Genomic DNA, 16,135 nt, shown 5'->3' on the forward strand with positions numbered 1-16,135 from the left:
GGATAGTTTGATCGGCCCGAAGCGGCCATGATCTGATTTTAAGCGTTCGCGATAAATTTTTAGTTTGGCTTTGGAGGAAAAATATGGACGATAGATACGATAAGGAAAAGCTGCATAGGGATAAGGAGGAGAATGAGTTTATGGACGTCTTTTGGATAAAGGACGTGGCTGAAACTATCGTAGCAGATTTGGTGCAATGGTCAAACGATGAGATTTACTCCAGGCTCGGAGGAGAGCTAAGGTGCGTCCTGCCTTTATCTGAGGAAGTAAATGCTAGGGCATTTGTCGATCCCGGTGATCCTTATAATCCACGGATTGAATTATATATGGGGATGGTTAGAGAGATATATAGAGACTCCTTTGTTTTTCCGGTGCTGGCAGATAAAATTGCGAGCGGTCCTGATTACATTGATCATCTGAAAGCAGAATTTTCAGATGTGGCATCTTTTTTTGATGGTGGAGTGCCAAGTATCCCAGCCTCCCAGCACACTAATATTTATAAAAGCATTAAGAACAAGATCGTAAAGGAAAGGGTTCACCCTGGAATACCTGAAAATGCTCTCGCCTGCCGATTCTTGATGTTCGAAGTAATGCTAGCTTGGGTGTTTTTTCACGAACTTAGCCACCTTGTTCAGCGCCACTACCTGCTTCGCTCTGGCTCTGAGACTCCTGAAGCATTAGAGGCTGAGTCTTACGAAATGACCAAAGTCGAATGCGTTGGCGAAGAGTGTGTCAGATTTCAGGCTAGAGAAGTGTTAGCAGATGTCGAGGGGGGTGAATTTACAGTTAGGTATTTGCTCAGGAAAAAAATGTTCCATTTTTCTTCTGTTTATCTTTTGCTTTGTGCTCAATACTGCATGTTTAACAGGTTTTATAAGGGGTATGAGAGCAATTTAGAATTTGTCAATGCTAGGCATCCTCACCCCGTCGTGCGGAATGAACTAACGTCACAGTTTGTGACAGAGTATGTTGTTTTTTGCCTGGTGAATATGCAGGGTTCGATAAGTAGAAGCGAAATAGTCCGCGCTGTTGCCTATTTGGATGTGAAATCTTCTTTGTTGTCTGGATTATATTGGGGGAATAGATATGAAAAAATGGATGGCTCGTTAACTTCATTCATGAGTCTTTCTATTGGGGAGCATACAGAAAAAAGAAATGAATACTGCGCAGTGTTAAGGCGGGCAATGTTTGAGCAGTTGGAAGTGATTAAAGAGAATCACATGCATAGACATAATTTCACTGACTTTATTGGGGTCTTAAATTTTTTCAATAGGGCCACCAAAGAAAATAAATAACGAAAAAGTAGATTTCAGACGGAAAACGGCTAATTTTGGCTGTAAGCGGTCGGGTGGGAAAGTCCGCTTCTGGGCGAAATCGGTCACTATCACGGAATGGATTTGGGCAGTTCGGCCATTCTCATCCAGCCCATACAGGGAGCAGTTCAATAGCCGCCGATCGTAGGCGGCCATCGACGTAAGGTAGCTAGGGCGAAGTCGACTGGGTGGAGGGGCGAATGCAGCCAGAGGTTCGCTGTTGACGGCTGATACTGACCATGAGGTGCGATCTTCGTATCAGCCCGCCCGTTACCTCTTACTCAATTGCGCACACTCTTTGCGCGCAGCATCCCGCTGCTGGTCCAGGTAGAGAGCCAGATCGGCAATGTGTATGCCTCGGGCGCTCTTCTGGCTCGGTTCAAGTCGGGTGATGGGTAGCTTGATCTCCCCGGCCAGCACCTTGCGCTGGAATACGAGCGGCGTGAGGTGCGTGAAGTAATCCGCGCATAACTGCTCGAGCGAGATAATCGCCAAGCCGTTGTACTGCGCCATCAAAACAAAGGCTGTGTTCACGCATTGCCCTCCTGTTCCTGCGAGTTCGGCTTATTGCGCTGGCTCAGCGCCTGCTTGCTGGCAAGGCTGAACAGTTCGTCGGCAGAGACCGGGGTGACGGACTGCTCGAAATTGCGCAAGGCGTCAAACCGAGTGCGGTAGAGCCCGGCCTGGCCGAGCCAAGCGTGGGGAGTTGCAGCGCGTCTATTCCACAAGTCCGCGAGACCTGTCTTTTCGCCGAACACAACGCGAGTGCAGGCGTCGCAGTTGCTGCAGGTGATAGCGTCGTCGCCATGGTTCGGATCGCGGTCGTCTTCTATCGTGAACCGATTCGCAGGGCTGCCGCAGAGCGGGCAGGGGGCAAGAGTCTGGTCGTTGCTCATATAACTGTCCCCTGCTGGCGTGCGATCTGCATCGCTTGGTCGAAGGTCATTGCACGGCCCTTGAAATGCCAGCATGGGTCACGCTCACTGCTCAGTAGCAGCGTATTGAGCAGCGGAGCGGGTTTACCTGGCGTCCAGTTATCAAGTACGTCGCGCAGGCCAAGTGCTTTGGCGATGGCTTGGGCGTTGGTGCTCTTGCCGCAGCCAGACGGGCCGTGGACGAGGCAGCTATGGGGAGTTGGGGACGTCATGCTGCGGCCTCCCCATTTACGCTGTCAGGGGCGTTGCGGAGCTGGGTGTGTATGCGCTTTGCCAACTCGTCGATGGAATCGGCCTGGGCGGCTGCTCGATCTGCCTCAGGTTGGGACTTCAATGCCTGGAATGTGCGCTGGGCGAGGCGCATCGTAGCGGAGGCGGTAACCAGCTGAGTGTGGTCCGACTTGGTCACGACCAGCCCAACGTGGCCCAGGAGCCGGTCCTTCAGGTCAGCGATCATCACTCTCAGTGCGGTGATGCTGTTCTCTCGTGCTTCAAGCTGCTGCGAGCAGTCTTGTCGTGTGCGCTGAAGCTCGGTGCGCAGCTCTTCCTGGGCCTTTTGGGCATCTTTGAGCTGTAGTTTGAGGGTTTGATCATTGCACGCTTTGCCGGCCTCGAAGCCCTGTGCATAGGCGCGCTGGCGTGCTTTTGCGATCAGGAAGGGGAGAATGATGAGGGTGACCATCCAGCCTATGCCGGCGGCGAGTGCGTACTGATGCGGTTGCATGTGCTGTGCTCCAAAATGCTCGCCGCCGCATAGATGAGAGGTGGGCGGCGAGCTGGTGCCCCTGATGATCGGGGCCATCTGATTCATGTCGCTTACTTTGCTTCGCCGGCCTGGTGGTCCAGGTACTCGGCCAAGTCGTGCAGATAGATCACGTGCTGCGCCTTTAACGAGTTGTGCAGCTTTTTAAGCTTCAGCTGGATCTGGCCCTTCTGGACGAGTTCCTTGAACCGGCGATCAGTCTTGATGTGGGGAAAGTAGTGCTCCCGCACGGCAGTTAGCGTCGGGCAGGGGGTTGTCCACTGATTGCGCAGTTGGGCTAGCGTGTCCCTCATGAGTGTTCCTCGGCCCCCTGGTACCGGGGCCTGAGCTGGGCGCGCACAGCTTCCACAAGGTTGTCCTTGCAGTGGCCTTTTGTGTGGGCGCAAATGTCCCCAAGCTCATCCAACACGATTACTCGGAATGGACGGGCCTTATCTGCGGTAGGGGTGATGTAGGCGACTTGGTCGGTTTCCAGCACTGTATTCACGGATTCGAGTGCCTCCCTCATAGCGGCTGCTGCCTGCGACTCGGTACCAGAGTCAGCTCGGCCATTGGCCACGTCTTGCAGGAAGTCCCGCAGCGCCAAGTACTTCGCTGCATCGCGCCGTTTCAATGTGATCGAGCTATGTAGTGGCCCGAAGCGCACGCTGAGACGGTGAACCTCGTTGTCGTTCTCGACTTGAATCACTGCATCGGTGGTGGTTTCCGGCCGTTGTAGTGGGCAAGTCGTGAAGCCGCCTTCGTCCAACGTTTTCTGAAGCAGCATCATGCGCTTCAAAGAGAGCGTGTAATCGGTCATGCGGCACCCCCTGCGCATTGAGCGGGAATCGCTTGAGCTGTACCGAATTGGTTGATGATCACCTGCAGTCCGGTGCGGCGCTGGAATGCCAGAACCTTCTGCACACTGGTGCAAGCGGTGGGGTGAATCAGGACTGTGCCTGGCTGTTTGTACTGTGCTGATTTCATGGTCCGTGTCCTTTGAGTGAGAGGTGACACGGATCGAAATTAGCAAAAGCTAAAATTTACATCAATAGCAATTGCTAAATTATTTTGGCGTGGCAGTACCTGCCTGATGGCCGGTAGCTGCGAACGGGGAAGGGGGGTTACAGCTTTTTAGCGTTCCAGGCGAGCAGCACGCGAGCCTGAATGTGCATTCGATCAATCATGGACAGATCAATCGTAATCGGGGGGTAGATCGGGTTGTCCGAGATCATTCTGAGCTGCCCGCCAGTCAGCCGCTGGAGGCGCTTTATGTATAGGTCGCCGTCCAGTGTGAAGACATAGATCGCATCTGTTTTGACCTCTGTAATCCCACGGTCGACCAGCAGTGCATCACCGTCCGCGAACGTGCCAGTCATGCTGTCGCCGTTGCCGGAGATGATCGCCAGATTGTCGACCTTTGAGAACGTTAGACCCTGCATCCTCAGCCAGTCGAGGTGCACGGTCATGTCGCGTATCACTTCAATGTGCATATAGGGGGCTGCCTTGCCATGCCCCATCGATGCCGCGATGTCCAGGTGCGGTATCAGTATGAAGTTCTTGTCCTTGGCCGCTCGGGCCGAGAGGTGAACGACATTATCTGGGGCTTTGTGGGTGGGGCTCTCCGATGGCGGAGAGGTAAGCATCCCTGCAGTAAGCCCGATCTTGAGCTCTAGATTGAGCGCAGCCTTTTCCCCCAGCTTCCGATGGCCGTTCAACAGTTGCGACAGATACGACGCGTCCAGGTCATGAGCCTCGGCGAATTCCTTCTGGCTCATGGTCCCCATGATCTTGCGGAGGGAGGCGATACGCCTTTCGTTGATATCCATGTGGTGATGATTGCTTTCCGTTAGCAAACAGTAAATTACAAGATGCTATTGTTTTGCTGATTAGCAATTGCTAATCTCGCCACCCATGGAGGTGTCTATGACGCTTAGCGAGTACCTGAAAACGATGGACAAGGATGGGCTGGCAGCCTTTGCCCGCGACTGCGGGACATCTGCCGGCCAGCTGAAGCAGGTGGCTTACGGAAACCGTCGTGCAAGCGCCGGCTTGGCTGTAAGCCTGGACCGAGAAACAGGCGGAGTTATCCGCTGTGAAGAAATGCGCCCTGATATCGACTGGGCCTATCTAAGAAACGCCAGAAATTAAGGTGCTGGACCGGGGCCTCTCACCTCCCCAGTCCAGCGACGACGACGCACAGCACAGTACATCGGTCGTGGTTGTAGGATAGGTCCTACCTGTTCCTGTGACTACACCGTAAATCGAGGTTTTACGGTTATGAGTCGCATTGATCTTTTGCCGGGTGCAGGCCCGGTGCTCACCTTGCGGCAGGCGCTCTATCGCGCAGGTCGTGATTATCGCGGCGGTATCACCAAGCTGGCCTTCGACATGGGTCTTGAGGTCGACACGCTGCAGAAGAAGCTTCACCACAATGAAGAGCGCCGCTGGCCGACCCCGGACGAGCTGGAAGAGATTGTGCAGTGGACTGCCGACCCTCGCTTGCTTGACGCTCTGGTTCGCCCAGCGGGAGCTGTCTGGTATCGCCCTGAGCCGGTACCTGCTACCAATGATGCTTTGAAGGCTGTCGGCAAGTTGCTTGAAGAGTCCGGCGAGTTTGTCAGCAGCTTGCACGATGGGGCGTCCGACAACGTTTGGACTGCGGCGGAGGTTCTGGACCTGGAGCAACGGGGGATGGATGTTATCCGCCAAGTGCTTTCCATCATGGCGGGAGCACGCCAAGCGATGGAGGACCGCTGCCATGGCTGATGCAGCTGACATGGCCAATGATCAGGCCGAATACTTCCTACAGCTTTCCCTCCTGCGCCATGCCCGGGGCGACGCTAAGCCGAGCGCTCAGTATTGTGTGGACTGCGATGATGCGATTCCGCTAGCCCGCCAGCGGTCAGTTGCTGGCTGCCAAACCTGTGTGGATTGCCAAGAGCTGCGGGAGCGCCGCAGATGAGCGAGCGCCCAACTCCTACCACAGCTGATTGGGCGCGGCGTTACATTCAAACCTTCAACCTTGCCCTGGTTCCTATGGAGCCAGGCACGAAGGGGCCGACGCAAGAAGGTTGGAATAAGCCCGGCGGCTATTTCACGGATGTCGCAAGCGCCGAGCAGTTCTGGACCGCAAAACCGAATCACAACCTGGGCGTTGTGCTCGGTCCGAGCCGTGTCTGCTCCCTTGATGTTGACGACGTTGAGTTCACGCGACTGGTGCTGCTGCAGACCCATGGCATCGACGTTGATGCGCTCGCGGAGTCATACCCGACTTCTGTGGGTAACCCCGCACGATTTCGCATCATGTTCCGCGTTCCTGATGGCGTAGAACTGAAGAAGCATGCACTGGTTTGGCCGAACAAGAATGACCCCGACGGTGTCATTCACAAGGGGCTGATGGCTCAAATAAGGGCTGCAGTTGATGCAAAAGATGAAGCCAGGGAGGCGGCACTGCGCATGGCTGCTGAGCCATTTAAAAAGCTCACTGTGTTCGAGCTTCGCGCAGGTCTAGTGCAGGACGTATTGCCCCCGTCGATCCACCCGGGGACTGGCAAGCCGTATACCTGGCGCAAGGCGCCTGACGCTAGCGGTTTGCCAGATCTGCCTGGCCAACTACTGGCAATCTGGCAGGGTTGGGAAGAGTTCAAGCCGAATGGCGAGGCGTTGTGCCCTTGGAGGCCGCAGCCAGTTTCTCCAGTGAGCAGGCCTCCTGTCGCTCCCCGACCTGCAGCCCGTTCTGGAGAGCCGCTGCCCGAGGTCATTCCTGAATTCAACCGCATCCACGACATCGCCACGATGATTGAGGCGCATGGCTACAAGCGGGTTGGAAGTAAGTGGTTGTGCCCGCAAAGCAGTTCCGGCCTGCCAGGAGTGACGATCACTGACGACAAGAAACTGTACTCGCACCATACCTCTGACCCGCTTGCAAACGGACACAAGAACGATGCGTTTGATGTGTTCTGCATCCTGATGCACAACGGTGACCAGCGGGCAGCAACCCGAGCTGCTGCGCAGATCCTGGGCATTGACGCCAAGGCACGCCCGCCGACTCCGCCGCCATTGGGCGAACTTCCCCGAGCCCCATCAGTGGTCGAGCAGGCCGAACAGGGCGAGGCGGGTGCAGCGCCCGATGAGGCTGCCGATGTTGAGGCCCGACAAGGTGATTCCAGCACGGCTGCCTCCTCGGCCGACGGGGGGCAGGGGGGAGAGGGGCTAGTGCTAAAAAGCGCCAAGCGCCGGTTCGCCCTGGTCGAGGGCACCACGAACGTGTGGGACATGGACAAGGGGCAGTCGATGAAGCGATCGGGCTTTGAAGCCCTAGTCGGCAAACCTCTTGCCAAGCAGTGGATGGAGAGCACCGACAAGAAGCTGGTCTCTTCCGAGCAGGTCAAGGAACTGGAGCAGGCCCGCAAAATGTCGAGCAAGAAGGGCGGGGCAATGAACCTCGCGCCGCTCGACCGATATGTGTACATCGACGGTACCAAAGAAGCGTGGGACCGGGAGAAGAAGCGGCGCCTGCCCGAGGGCAGCGTAAAGATGGCCTTGGGCGATGCCTACCAGCTTTGGCTGAACAGCCCGAGTCGCAGAGTGGTCGACGTCGACCACATCGTGTTCGACCCGACGATGACAAAGGACCCTGCCATCTACATCAACACCTTCGAGGGCTTACCGCTTGTGCCTGTACGGGATGACGCTGCCTGCGAGAACCTCCGGTGGCTGATTTCGTTCCTGTGTAACCACGACGCGGTAGCTCTGGACTGGCTGGTCAAGTGGCTTGCCTACCCGCTGCAGCACATGGGCGCCAAGATGGACACTGCAGTGTTGTTTCATTCCACGATGGAAGGCTCAGGCAAGAGCTTGCTGTTCGCGGACATCATGGGCGAGCTGTACGGCCGGTACAGCGCAACAGTTGGTCAGACCCAGCTCGAAGGCAACTTCAACGCCTGGCAGAGCGGCAAGCTATGGGCGGTGTTCGAAGAGGTTGTCAGCCGCGACCAGCGCTACAACCAGGTGGGCAAGATCAAGCACATGATCACCGGCAAGACGGTGCGCATGGAGTCGAAGTTTATCAACGGCTGGGAAGAAGCCAACCACATGAACTCGGTGTTCCTGAGCAACGAGATCATGCCTTGGCCGATCAGCGAGAGTGACCGGCGGATGTTGGTGATGTGGCCACTGGAGACGTTGCCTCCCGAGCGGCAGAAGGCAATCGCCCGTGAGCTGGCCAGCGGTGGAGTCGCGGCGCTGTACGGATGGCTGTTGGACGTGGAGCTGGGTGAGTTCAACCAGCGCACACGCCCGCCGGAAACCGAGGCCCGCCAACGCTTGGTCGAGCTGAGCCGCACGGCCTGGCAGACCTTCTTCTACCTCTGGCGAGCCGGCGAGCTGGGGCATGGCCTGTGGGGCTGCTGCCTGACCTCGGACGTTTACGCAATGTTCTTGGAGTGGTCTTCCCACAACAAGGAGAACTCCATGAGCCACACCAAGTTCTCGTTGATGTTCAGTGCGAAGGTGGAGAAGACAAGGGCCATCCCCTGGTCAGACGGCAACAACCGACGGTTCGCGGCGTTCTTCTTCCCCAGTGACGGCGATCCTTCCCTGCCCCCATCCGCAGTGGCGGCCGAGCTGGGCAAGAACGTCGTCGAATGGCGTGCCCGGGCAAAGCTGGCTGGGTGGAACGTGGACGGCTGGGACCACATCAAGAGGCTTGCAGCATGATTCCGTCGGCAAGTGTGTTGGGTGTGTTGGGTTTGTGTTGGGTTGGTTTCGGTAAGCCAACACAGGTCAGAGCCCCGAGTTTCGCGGCGTGGAGGGCATGTGTGTTGGGTGTGTTGGGTTTGTGCACGCGCGCGCGCAGGCGCGCTTTTTTCAACAGTGATTCCGAAGGTGAGAAATATCTCTATGCGAGCCTCGATAAACCCAACACACCCAACACACTCGCCACATACTCACTTAAATCATTGAATTTATTGGCTTTGGAGTGTGTTGGGTTTGTGTTGGGTTTGACTAAATCCGTGTTGGGTAGTGATCGGGAGGCTGGCGATGAGCAATGATCAAGGTTTGCGCCTACAGCAGCAGGTGGACCTCGCACTGCATCGCATCGATATGGCGGCACTCATCGACCAGGCCGAGCGCCTGCGTCTGATTGGTGAGCTGATGAAGCATTGGGGGGAGCAGCGTTCTCAGCTTGGGCTGGAGGCCAGCTTGGGTAGCCAGATGGGCACCATCATGGAATGGAAGGGCTCTGCACCACGCGGTGGCTCGTCAGGTTCGCGGATCTTGGTATCGGGTGCTGGTCTCGACCACGCTGCGGCTGAGGTTGACGCGGCAGTGGCGCAACTGGAGAGACGCGACGCGCGAGGGGCAACATTGGCCAAGCTGGCTCACCATCGATACCTTTTCGGCACAACGGTGCGGATACAGATGCGCGAGGTCGGGCTGGCTGAGGATGCTGATCGCACCTACCGGAACTGGGTAAAGGCCCTGCACCTGCAGGTATTTGCCATCCTGGCTGCTCGGGCTGGGCGAGTGAGGCAGCAGACCGTTCGTCGGGTCAGTATGCGCCGAGTGTGCGCCGAAGATGCGCCGAAGTAGCGCCGAAGCGGAGAACCGTAAATAGGCCCTTTTCGGTTTTTCCGGTGGCATGTACAAAGGCGTCACGATATGAAAAGTGCGCTTAGGCGCTTCCCCTACAAGCACTGTGCTGTGCAACCCGCTCCGACTTGTCGGCGCATCGAGAACCCTGCCAACCGGCGGGGTTTTCTTTTCCGGCGCCTTGCTTTGCCAATGAGGCTTATATGAACAGCGAGCAACAAACGTTAGCCGAACTGCCGATCTGGATGGTGATCGTGCTGTCCCTGGTCGGCGGTGTTTCGGGAGAAATGTGGCGGGCGGACATGGCGGGTGCTCGCGGTTGGGGGCTTATTCGCCGGTTGGCGTTGCGCTCTGGTGCCTGTGTGACCTGCGGGCTTTCGACCAACATGCTGCTGTACGCCCTGGGCGTTTCGGTGTGGGCAGCAGCAGCGGTTGGTTGCTTGGCTGCGATGGCCGGCGCCGATGTTGCGATCAACCTCTACATGCGCTGGGCCGCGAAACGCCTGGGGCTTGAGCAGGCGCCGCCCCAGGCCGGCGAGCCTGGGCAGTGACCCGACCGGCAGCCCCGGTGGGGCCGGGGACCCTGGCGATATGGCCGGGATACGGGGCAGGAAACCCGCGGCTTTTTGTTAGCGGGTGGTTCACCAGCTTAGTGAACTGCGGTGAACTGGTTAACCCCCCGAATTTATTGGGTGAACTGGACTTTTCGACATGACGTACCTGACGAAATCGGAGTTCGCTGCCCGTCACGGATGGTCGAAATCCTATGTCTCTAAACTGGCCAAGCAGGAACGGCTGGTGCTGACCGACGACGGCAAGGTCGACGTCGAAGCCACTGAGCTGCTGCTGGCTGAGTCCGCCGATCCGAGCAAGGCAGCTGTGGCTGCTCGGCATGAAGAAAACCGCGTTGAGCGGGATGTCCGAAGCCAGCTCCAGCCCGGCCCCGGCCCGCTAGCGTTGTTGCAGCCGGATCCAGCACCTGTCGGAGCTCACAATTTCCAGAAGGCGAAGGCGCACCGCGAGTACTACCTCGCCCAGCTGGCCGAGGCTGAGTTCAACAAAGTCCAGGGCAATCTGGTCGAGCGTAAAGCGGTGGAAGATGCGGCCTACACGGCGGGCCGGATGCTGCGCGACCAGTTATTCGGGCTCGCCCCGCAGCTCGCCGCCGAGCTGGTGGGTATGAGTGATCCGTGGGAGATCGAAAAGCATCTCGCCAGCGCGTTCCGCCGCGTTCTAACCGAGGTCAGCAAGATGAGCGATGCCGACCTCAACCTAGCCATCACACAGAGCTGAGCCTATGCCCACCGGATACGCAGACGGTGCCGAGGTGTACCGCGAAGCGTATTGCCGAGGGCTGACGCCTGACCCCGAACTGTGGGTTGATGAATGGGCGGACGAGTACATGCGGATCCCGCGTGACACCGGCGCCGCCGAACCCGGCAAATACCGCACCGCGCGCACACCCTACGCACGTGAACCAATGCGCTGCCTTTCTCCCGCGCACCCGTGCAAACGGGTGGTGACCAAGGTCGCCTCGCAGCTGATGAAAACGCAGATCGCTCTGAACTGGATCGGCGCCCTGATTCATATGGCCCCATCCAACATCCTGACATTGCTGCCCAGCCTGGGACTGGCCAAGCGTGTGTCGTCCCGGATCGGCAAGACAATCGACGCAACGCCCGAACTCAAGGCGCGCGTGGCAGCTAACCGCTCCAGGGATGCCCGCAACACCATGGACACCAAAGAGTTCGAGGGTGGCACGTTGTACGCTACCACCGCTGGTTCGGCGGCAAACCTGTCTGAGCTGTCGGCGCGGTACATCTACGGCGATGAGGTCGACCGCTGGGACGTTGACGTAGACCAGGAGGGCGATGGCATCAAGCTGGCCGAAGCGCGCGGCAGTACCTTCGGCCGTAACGCAAAGTTCTATTTCTCCAGTTCCCCGCTCATCAAGGGAGCCTCGCGGATCGATGACCTCTTCATGATGGGGGATCAGCGGCACTACTACGTACCATGTCCGACCTGTGGGGATATGCAGGTCTTGAAGTGGGAGCGCCTGCTGTACTCCGCAGACTTCAGCACGGTGCATTACCAGTGCGAAGGGACTGAGTGTGATGTGCTGATCGATGAGCATCACAAGGCAGAGATGTTGGCCAAGGGTGAGTGGCGAGCCCATGCCCAGGGCGATGGCGAGACAGTGAGCTTCCACCTCAATGCGCTCTATGCGCCTTTGGGGTGGCATTCTTGGACCATGCTGGCCCGCGAGTTCGAGGGGGCAAAGCGTGCCCAGGATCGCGGCGACTTGGAGCCGATGCAGGTGTTCTACAACACCCGTTTGGCAGAGGTCTGGGACAGTGCAGTCGAGCAAACCAAGGCCGAGGTGCTTCAGGCCCGTGCGATGCAAGAGGACTACGTTCTTGGAACTTTGCCCGTGGGGGCGCTTGCCTTAACGGGCTCCGTCGATGTCCAGGCCAATCGCCTGGAACTGATGGTGATGGCTTGGGGGGCTGGCATGGAGCGCTGGGTGGTCGATCACCAGGTGATCCCCGGTGACCCTGCCGACGAGCGCACTTGGTCCCTGTTGGACGAGCGTTTGAAAGTCCGATACCGGCACCCCTGCGGCGTGAACCTCGGCATCTTGGCTACCGGCATCGACTCCGGCGGTCACCACACCCACGAGGTCTACCAGTTCACCCGTGTCCGCCGTTGGCGCAACGTGTTCGCGCTTAAGGGCGCAAGCAAGCCGGGGCGGCCCGTAATCGCCCAGCGGCCATCGCAGGTGGATGTCACCTGGAAAGGCCAAACCGAGCGCAATGGTGCGGAACTTTGGATCGTCGGTACCGATACAGCCAAGGATTGGATCTACAACCGCTATAGCTTTGAGACAGGTCCTGGTGCGTTGCACTTCGCCAAGGACCTGCCCGACGAGTTCTTCCAGCAGTGCGTGGCCGAGCGAAAGGTCGCCCGTTACGTGAAGGGCTATAAGCGGATTGAGTGGGTCAAGGGCAAGGCCGACCGCAACGAGGCGCTCGACCTGATGGTTTACAACTTGGCCATGGCCAACTTCCTTGGCCTTCACCGCTATGGCGAACAGGACTGGGACAAGCTGAGGCAGGCGCTCGCGCAGGCCAACTTGTTCGAGCCAAACGAAGCGGAGCCAGCCCGGCCCCAGGCCAGCGAGCCGGACGACGACCAGGGCGACGAGATCGATTCGCCGGCTCCTGTACCTGCTCCGGTCAAGCGCAACGATCCGCCACCACTGCCGGCTCCACGAGCCGCACCCCAACCCATGCAACGCCGCAGCTCCAGCAGCGGCTATCTCAAGAGACGCTGACATGGCATACACAAAGGCACACCTCGACGCTGTCGAGCGGGCGATTGCGCGTGGTGAAAAGACCGTCCGGTACACCGATCGCACCGTTGAGTACCGGACGGTCGACGAGCTGATCAAGGCTCGTGACCTTATCCGCACTGAATTGACCGCTGCCGCAGGCCCCCGCTCGCGGGTGACCCGTATCTACCACGGGGGCAAGGGGCTGTGAGCGGACGCTACCTGTCCCTCGGTCGTTCAGGCATTTTGGTGCCCGAGCGGATCAAGGCCAGCTACGAGGGCGCCGCCGAGGGACGGCGCTCATCAGGATGGGATGCGCCTGACACTGGCGTGAACAGCTTGATTATGCCGGCCTTGCGTAACCTGCGCTCCCGCTCCCGCAGCGCGGTGCGCAATGACCCTTATGCTGCCAATGTCATCGACAAGCGCGTCAGCAACCTGATCGGTACCGGCATCACGCCGCACCCTCGGCTGCTCGACAAGGCGGTCCGCAAGGTGATGCAAGAGCTGTGGGAGGACTGGGTTGATGAGGCTGATGCCGATCAGCTTACCGACTTCTATGGCCTGCAGGCGCTGGTGGCCCGTACGGTAGAGCAGTCGGGCGAGTGCTTCATTCGTCTGCGTCCGCGCCGGCTGGAGGATGGCTACGCGGTACCGCTGCAGCTGCAGTGCCTATCGCCAGAGTTTGTCCCCCATGACAAGTTCGAGATGACCCGTTTCGGCAATGTCATTCGGGCAGGCATCGAGTTCAACGCCTTGGGCCGGCGCGTGGCGTATTGGTGCTACCGCAACCATCCCAGCGACAAGTCCTCTCTCAATGTCGGCTACCACCAGCTGGTGCGGATCCCGGCTGAGCAGATGCTGCATGTGTTTGAGCCCTTGGAACCCGGGCAACTGCGCGGCGTACCGCGCTTGGCGCCGGTCCTGAAGCGTCTGCGTAGCCTGGACAACTTCGACGACGCGGTGTTGTTCCGGCAAGAGGTCGCCAACCTATTTGCCGGCTTCGTTCGCAAGCCAGCACCGGACGGCCCGCCGCAACTCGACCCGCTTACTGGGGCGCCGGTCAGATACGACCGGGACGGCTTTACCCCGATGGTAGGGCTGGAGCCTGGCACGATGCAGGAGCTGCTGCCTGGTGAGCAGGTCGAGTTCTCGGACCCGCCGGACGCCGGCAACAACTACCCCGACTTCATGCGGCAGCAACTGATGGCCGCTGCCGCTGGCTCAGGGTTGCCCTACGAACTCATGACTGGCGACATGCAAGGCGTGAACGACCGCGCGATCCGGGTGGTACTGACCGAGTTCCGTCGACGCTTGGAGCAGCTCCAGTTCCAGGTGTACGTACATCAGCTTTGTCGGCCGGTACGTAAAGCCTGGATGGACATGGCTGTGCTCGCCGGTGCGCTCGACCTACCTGACTACGCACAGCGCCGCCGTGAGTACCACCGTACACGCTGGGTACCGCAGGGCTGGGCTTACATCCATCCGGTGCAGGATGTCCAGTCGCGCAGCATGGAAATCGCCGCAGGCTTCGCATCGCGCAGTGAGGTGTGCCTGCGTAACGGTACGGATGCGGAGGTGGTCGACGAAGAGAACGCCGCCGATATCGCCCGGGCGAAGGCTTTGGGCCTCAACTACAGCAGCTTGCCGGCCGTCGAGGATGATCCTGATGAGCCCGGCGACAAGGGGAAGAAATGAAAAAGCTGATGCCGTTTCGCATCTTTAACAAGGCGCCCTCGGTGCAGCAGATCGAAGACCAGCATTGGTACAAGATCAGCGCGGCGGCTGAGGGGCAGGGCGATGCCAAGGCCGATACCAGTCCCATCGAGATCTACATCTACGGTGAGATCGGGGGCTGGGGCATCACCGCGAACGAGTTCATTCAGGACCTTAAGGCGATCGATGACGGCGTTTCACCGGTGGTGGTGGCCTTCAACACTATCGGTGGCGATCTGTTCGACGGGTTGGCTATTCACAACGCGCTAAACCGGTTGGGTGAGCGCTGCACCGCGCGTGTTGATGCTCTGGCGGCCAGCGCTGGAAGCGTCGCTGCGTGCGGCGCCCACCGCCTGGTGATGGCTTCGAATGCGATGCTGATGGTGCACAACCCGTGGACCTGGACCAGCGGTGATGCCGAGGACTTGCGCCGGGTGGCTGACGTCCTCGACCAAACCTTCGAGGCGATCATCGCGGCATACAAGGCCAAGGCGCCGGGCATCGACGATGCTGAGCTGCGCCGTATGGTCAACGATGAAACCTGGTTGACTGCGCAGGAAGCCCTCGCGCTGGGCCTGGCTAACGAAGTAGGCAACGGGGTCGAGGTCAAAGCGTGCCTTGGCCAGGGCGCGGCGATGCAGCGCTACCGTCAGACACCCAAGGCGCTTCTGGATCAGTTGGCCGAGCTGCCGGAGGCAGCGAGCGGCCAGCCGGCAACACCGCCTGACCTGCCTGCCGCTGACCCAGGCGACTCTACTGCGCTGGCTTTGATGATCGCCCAGGACTGCGCCAAGGCGGGTATCAGCAACCTGGTCGAGCCGTTGATCGCCTCCACCAAACTGGCCGACAAGGCCACGGTGCAGGCTGCCTTGACGCGTGCGAAGGGGGTCCGCGATCTCTGCGTAGCTGCTCGGCTGCCGGAACTTACCGTTGAATTTGTGCAGGCCGGCTTGGAGCCTGATGCGGTGCGGGCTCGGCTGTTCGAGAAGCTGGTCAGCTCCGGCAAGGGTTTTGAGATCGACAACAGCCTGCCGCCGGCCGATGACGAGCCAGAGAAGGTCAAGGCGCAGTTACCCAATCCATCCAGCATCTGGGCTGCCCGCCGGCAGGCCGCCAATAAAGGAGCACGACCATGACTAACATCCGCCAGGAGCCGGTTCACACCGGTGAGTTCCTGCTTTCCGAGGGGCCGGGAAAGATCTCTCGCGAAGCCATCAATGTCGCTGCCGGTCCTGGAATGGTCGCTGGCCAAGTGCTTGGTCTGGTAACGGCCAGCAGCGAATTCACTGCCTACGACCCCGCTGCAGAAGACGGCAGCGAAAAAGCCGTGTGCATTCTCTATGCCTCTCTCGGCGAGTCCGAAACCGTTCGGCGCGGCCGCGCGGTGGTGCGACTGGCCGAGGTCAGTGAGGCCCTGCTGACCGGCATCGACGCCGATGCGGAACAGGCATTGGCAGCGCATTTCATCATCCTGCGCTGACCCGACTCTCTTTCACCCAAA

Annotated in this window: 21 protein-coding genes; 13 read left to right on the forward strand and 8 right to left on the reverse strand. The window is 58.9% G+C overall.

Annotated elements, in window-relative coordinates:
• Positions 1–83: 83 nt before the first annotated feature.
• Complete coding sequence (locus ACI2KG_RS10290) at positions 84–1,295, forward strand: hypothetical protein (protein ID WP_404661794.1); 1,212 nt, start codon at positions 84–86, stop codon at positions 1,293–1,295.
• Positions 1,296–1,583: 288 nt separating this feature from the next.
• Here the strand turns inward: ACI2KG_RS10290 and ACI2KG_RS10295 are convergent, their stop codons facing one another.
• The 8 genes from ACI2KG_RS10295 to ACI2KG_RS10330 form a co-directional block, all read right to left on the reverse strand.
• Positions 1,584–1,847 (reverse strand): pyocin activator PrtN family protein, encoded by a 264-nt coding sequence (locus ACI2KG_RS10295; RefSeq protein ID WP_404661795.1) that lies wholly within the window; start codon positions 1,845–1,847, stop codon positions 1,584–1,586.
• The gene (locus tag ACI2KG_RS10300; RefSeq protein ID WP_404661796.1) at positions 1,844–2,209 is read right to left on the reverse strand and encodes a Lar family restriction alleviation protein; all 366 of its coding nucleotides are present in this window, start codon (positions 2,207–2,209) and stop codon (positions 1,844–1,846) included. The genes ACI2KG_RS10295 and ACI2KG_RS10300 overlap by 4 nt, the downstream gene beginning before the upstream one ends.
• The gene (locus ACI2KG_RS10305) at positions 2,206–2,460 is read right to left on the reverse strand and encodes an AAA family ATPase (protein ID WP_404661797.1); all 255 of its coding nucleotides are present in this window, start codon (positions 2,458–2,460) and stop codon (positions 2,206–2,208) included. Before ACI2KG_RS10305 ends, ACI2KG_RS10300 begins: the two co-directional genes overlap by 4 nt.
• Positions 2,457–3,059: a hypothetical protein gene (locus ACI2KG_RS10310; RefSeq protein WP_404661798.1), complete on the reverse strand. Its 603-nt coding sequence runs from the start codon at positions 3,057–3,059 to the stop codon at positions 2,457–2,459. Before ACI2KG_RS10310 ends, ACI2KG_RS10305 begins: the two co-directional genes overlap by 4 nt.
• Before the next feature lie 5 nt (positions 3,060–3,064).
• Positions 3,065–3,304 (reverse strand): pyocin activator PrtN family protein, encoded by a 240-nt coding sequence (locus ACI2KG_RS10315; RefSeq protein ID WP_404661799.1) that lies wholly within the window; start codon positions 3,302–3,304, stop codon positions 3,065–3,067.
• A complete protein-coding gene (locus ACI2KG_RS10320) occupies positions 3,301–3,810 on the reverse strand; it encodes a hypothetical protein (protein ID WP_404661800.1) in 510 nt (169 codons plus the stop codon). Before ACI2KG_RS10320 ends, ACI2KG_RS10315 begins: the two co-directional genes overlap by 4 nt.
• Positions 3,807–3,977 carry a hypothetical protein gene (locus ACI2KG_RS10325; protein WP_274885499.1) on the reverse strand — a complete coding sequence of 57 codons (171 nt, stop codon included), beginning with the start codon at positions 3,975–3,977 and terminating at the stop codon, positions 3,807–3,809. Before ACI2KG_RS10325 ends, ACI2KG_RS10320 begins: the two co-directional genes overlap by 4 nt.
• A gap of 137 nt (positions 3,978–4,114) precedes the next feature.
• On the reverse strand, positions 4,115–4,819 hold the full coding sequence (locus ACI2KG_RS10330) for a S24 family peptidase (RefSeq protein WP_198748736.1): 705 nt from the start codon (positions 4,817–4,819) through the stop codon (positions 4,115–4,117).
• A gap of 97 nt (positions 4,820–4,916) precedes the next feature.
• Here ACI2KG_RS10330 and ACI2KG_RS10335 point away from each other — a divergent pair, with 97 nt between their 5' ends.
• From ACI2KG_RS10335 to ACI2KG_RS10390, 12 genes are all read left to right on the forward strand, one after another.
• Positions 4,917–5,141, forward strand: a complete 225-nt coding sequence (locus ACI2KG_RS10335; protein ID WP_404661801.1) for a transcriptional regulator — start codon at positions 4,917–4,919, stop codon at positions 5,139–5,141.
• 129 nt (positions 5,142–5,270) lie between these two features.
• The gene (locus tag ACI2KG_RS10340; RefSeq protein WP_012270875.1) at positions 5,271–5,759 is read left to right on the forward strand and encodes a phage regulatory CII family protein; all 489 of its coding nucleotides are present in this window, start codon (positions 5,271–5,273) and stop codon (positions 5,757–5,759) included.
• A gap of 10 nt (positions 5,760–5,769) precedes the next feature.
• Positions 5,770–5,955, forward strand: coding sequence for a TraR/DksA C4-type zinc finger protein (locus tag ACI2KG_RS10345; RefSeq protein WP_404661866.1), 186 nt, complete (start codon positions 5,770–5,772; stop codon positions 5,953–5,955).
• The gene (locus ACI2KG_RS10350; RefSeq protein WP_404661802.1) at positions 5,952–8,711 is read left to right on the forward strand and encodes a DUF5906 domain-containing protein; all 2,760 of its coding nucleotides are present in this window, start codon (positions 5,952–5,954) and stop codon (positions 8,709–8,711) included. Before ACI2KG_RS10345 ends, ACI2KG_RS10350 begins: the two co-directional genes overlap by 4 nt.
• A gap of 324 nt (positions 8,712–9,035) precedes the next feature.
• A complete protein-coding gene (locus ACI2KG_RS10355; RefSeq protein WP_404661803.1) occupies positions 9,036–9,587 on the forward strand; it encodes a hypothetical protein in 552 nt (183 codons plus the stop codon).
• A 203-nt stretch (positions 9,588–9,790) separates the two neighbouring features.
• Positions 9,791–10,138 (forward strand): phage holin family protein, encoded by a 348-nt coding sequence (locus tag ACI2KG_RS10360; protein WP_125854740.1) that lies wholly within the window; start codon positions 9,791–9,793, stop codon positions 10,136–10,138.
• 160 nt (positions 10,139–10,298) lie between these two features.
• The gene (locus ACI2KG_RS10365) at positions 10,299–10,880 is read left to right on the forward strand and encodes a terminase small subunit (protein ID WP_404661804.1); all 582 of its coding nucleotides are present in this window, start codon (positions 10,299–10,301) and stop codon (positions 10,878–10,880) included.
• 4 nt (positions 10,881–10,884) lie between these two features.
• Positions 10,885–12,921, forward strand: coding sequence for a phage terminase large subunit family protein (locus ACI2KG_RS10370; RefSeq protein WP_404661805.1), 2,037 nt, complete (start codon positions 10,885–10,887; stop codon positions 12,919–12,921).
• Position 12,922: 1 nt separating this feature from the next.
• The gene (locus ACI2KG_RS10375; protein ID WP_039613470.1) at positions 12,923–13,129 is read left to right on the forward strand and encodes a phage head-tail joining protein; all 207 of its coding nucleotides are present in this window, start codon (positions 12,923–12,925) and stop codon (positions 13,127–13,129) included.
• The gene (locus tag ACI2KG_RS10380) at positions 13,126–14,616 is read left to right on the forward strand and encodes a phage portal protein (RefSeq protein ID WP_404661806.1); all 1,491 of its coding nucleotides are present in this window, start codon (positions 13,126–13,128) and stop codon (positions 14,614–14,616) included. The genes ACI2KG_RS10375 and ACI2KG_RS10380 overlap by 4 nt, the downstream gene beginning before the upstream one ends.
• Positions 14,613–15,770: a head maturation protease, ClpP-related gene (locus tag ACI2KG_RS10385; RefSeq protein ID WP_404661807.1), complete on the forward strand. Its 1,158-nt coding sequence runs from the start codon at positions 14,613–14,615 to the stop codon at positions 15,768–15,770. The genes ACI2KG_RS10380 and ACI2KG_RS10385 overlap by 4 nt, the downstream gene beginning before the upstream one ends.
• Positions 15,767–16,114 carry a head decoration protein gene (locus ACI2KG_RS10390; RefSeq protein WP_369401165.1) on the forward strand — a complete coding sequence of 116 codons (348 nt, stop codon included), beginning with the start codon at positions 15,767–15,769 and terminating at the stop codon, positions 16,112–16,114. The genes ACI2KG_RS10385 and ACI2KG_RS10390 overlap by 4 nt, the downstream gene beginning before the upstream one ends.
• Positions 16,115–16,135 lie beyond the last annotated feature (21 nt).

It is taken from the genome of Pseudomonas sp. NPDC089407, assembly GCF_044900445.1.
GTDB lineage: Bacteria > Pseudomonadota > Gammaproteobacteria > Pseudomonadales > Pseudomonadaceae > Aquipseudomonas.

Excerpts from the sequence above, each read along its gene's own strand:
- ACI2KG_RS10330 (WP_198748736.1), bottom strand. The coding sequence starts at position 4,819 with ATGGATATCAACGAAAGGCGTATCGCCTCCCTCCGCAAGATCATGGGG.
- ACI2KG_RS10300 (WP_404661796.1), bottom strand. The coding sequence starts at position 2,209 with ATGAGCAACGACCAGACTCTTGCCCCCTGCCCGCTCTGCGGCAGCCCT.
- ACI2KG_RS10390 (WP_369401165.1), top strand. The coding sequence starts at position 15,767 with ATGACTAACATCCGCCAGGAGCCGGTTCACACCGGTGAGTTCCTGCTT.
- ACI2KG_RS10315 (WP_404661799.1), bottom strand. The coding sequence starts at position 3,304 with ATGAGGGACACGCTAGCCCAACTGCGCAATCAGTGGACAACCCCCTGC.
- ACI2KG_RS10370 (WP_404661805.1), top strand. The coding sequence starts at position 10,885 with ATGCCCACCGGATACGCAGACGGTGCCGAGGTGTACCGCGAAGCGTAT.
- ACI2KG_RS10290 (WP_404661794.1), top strand. The coding sequence starts at position 84 with ATGGACGATAGATACGATAAGGAAAAGCTGCATAGGGATAAGGAGGAG.
- ACI2KG_RS10385 (WP_404661807.1), top strand. The coding sequence starts at position 14,613 with ATGAAAAAGCTGATGCCGTTTCGCATCTTTAACAAGGCGCCCTCGGTG.
- ACI2KG_RS10325 (WP_274885499.1), bottom strand. The coding sequence starts at position 3,977 with ATGAAATCAGCACAGTACAAACAGCCAGGCACAGTCCTGATTCACCCC.
- ACI2KG_RS10375 (WP_039613470.1), top strand. The coding sequence starts at position 12,923 with ATGGCATACACAAAGGCACACCTCGACGCTGTCGAGCGGGCGATTGCG.
- ACI2KG_RS10305 (WP_404661797.1), bottom strand. The coding sequence starts at position 2,460 with ATGACGTCCCCAACTCCCCATAGCTGCCTCGTCCACGGCCCGTCTGGC.
- ACI2KG_RS10360 (WP_125854740.1), top strand. The coding sequence starts at position 9,791 with ATGAACAGCGAGCAACAAACGTTAGCCGAACTGCCGATCTGGATGGTG.
- ACI2KG_RS10355 (WP_404661803.1), top strand. The coding sequence starts at position 9,036 with ATGAGCAATGATCAAGGTTTGCGCCTACAGCAGCAGGTGGACCTCGCA.
- ACI2KG_RS10335 (WP_404661801.1), top strand. The coding sequence starts at position 4,917 with ATGACGCTTAGCGAGTACCTGAAAACGATGGACAAGGATGGGCTGGCA.
- ACI2KG_RS10340 (WP_012270875.1), top strand. The coding sequence starts at position 5,271 with ATGAGTCGCATTGATCTTTTGCCGGGTGCAGGCCCGGTGCTCACCTTG.
- ACI2KG_RS10365 (WP_404661804.1), top strand. The coding sequence starts at position 10,299 with ATGACGTACCTGACGAAATCGGAGTTCGCTGCCCGTCACGGATGGTCG.
- ACI2KG_RS10350 (WP_404661802.1), top strand. The coding sequence starts at position 5,952 with ATGAGCGAGCGCCCAACTCCTACCACAGCTGATTGGGCGCGGCGTTAC.
- ACI2KG_RS10345 (WP_404661866.1), top strand. The coding sequence starts at position 5,770 with ATGGCCAATGATCAGGCCGAATACTTCCTACAGCTTTCCCTCCTGCGC.
- ACI2KG_RS10320 (WP_404661800.1), bottom strand. The coding sequence starts at position 3,810 with ATGACCGATTACACGCTCTCTTTGAAGCGCATGATGCTGCTTCAGAAA.
- ACI2KG_RS10310 (WP_404661798.1), bottom strand. The coding sequence starts at position 3,059 with ATGAATCAGATGGCCCCGATCATCAGGGGCACCAGCTCGCCGCCCACC.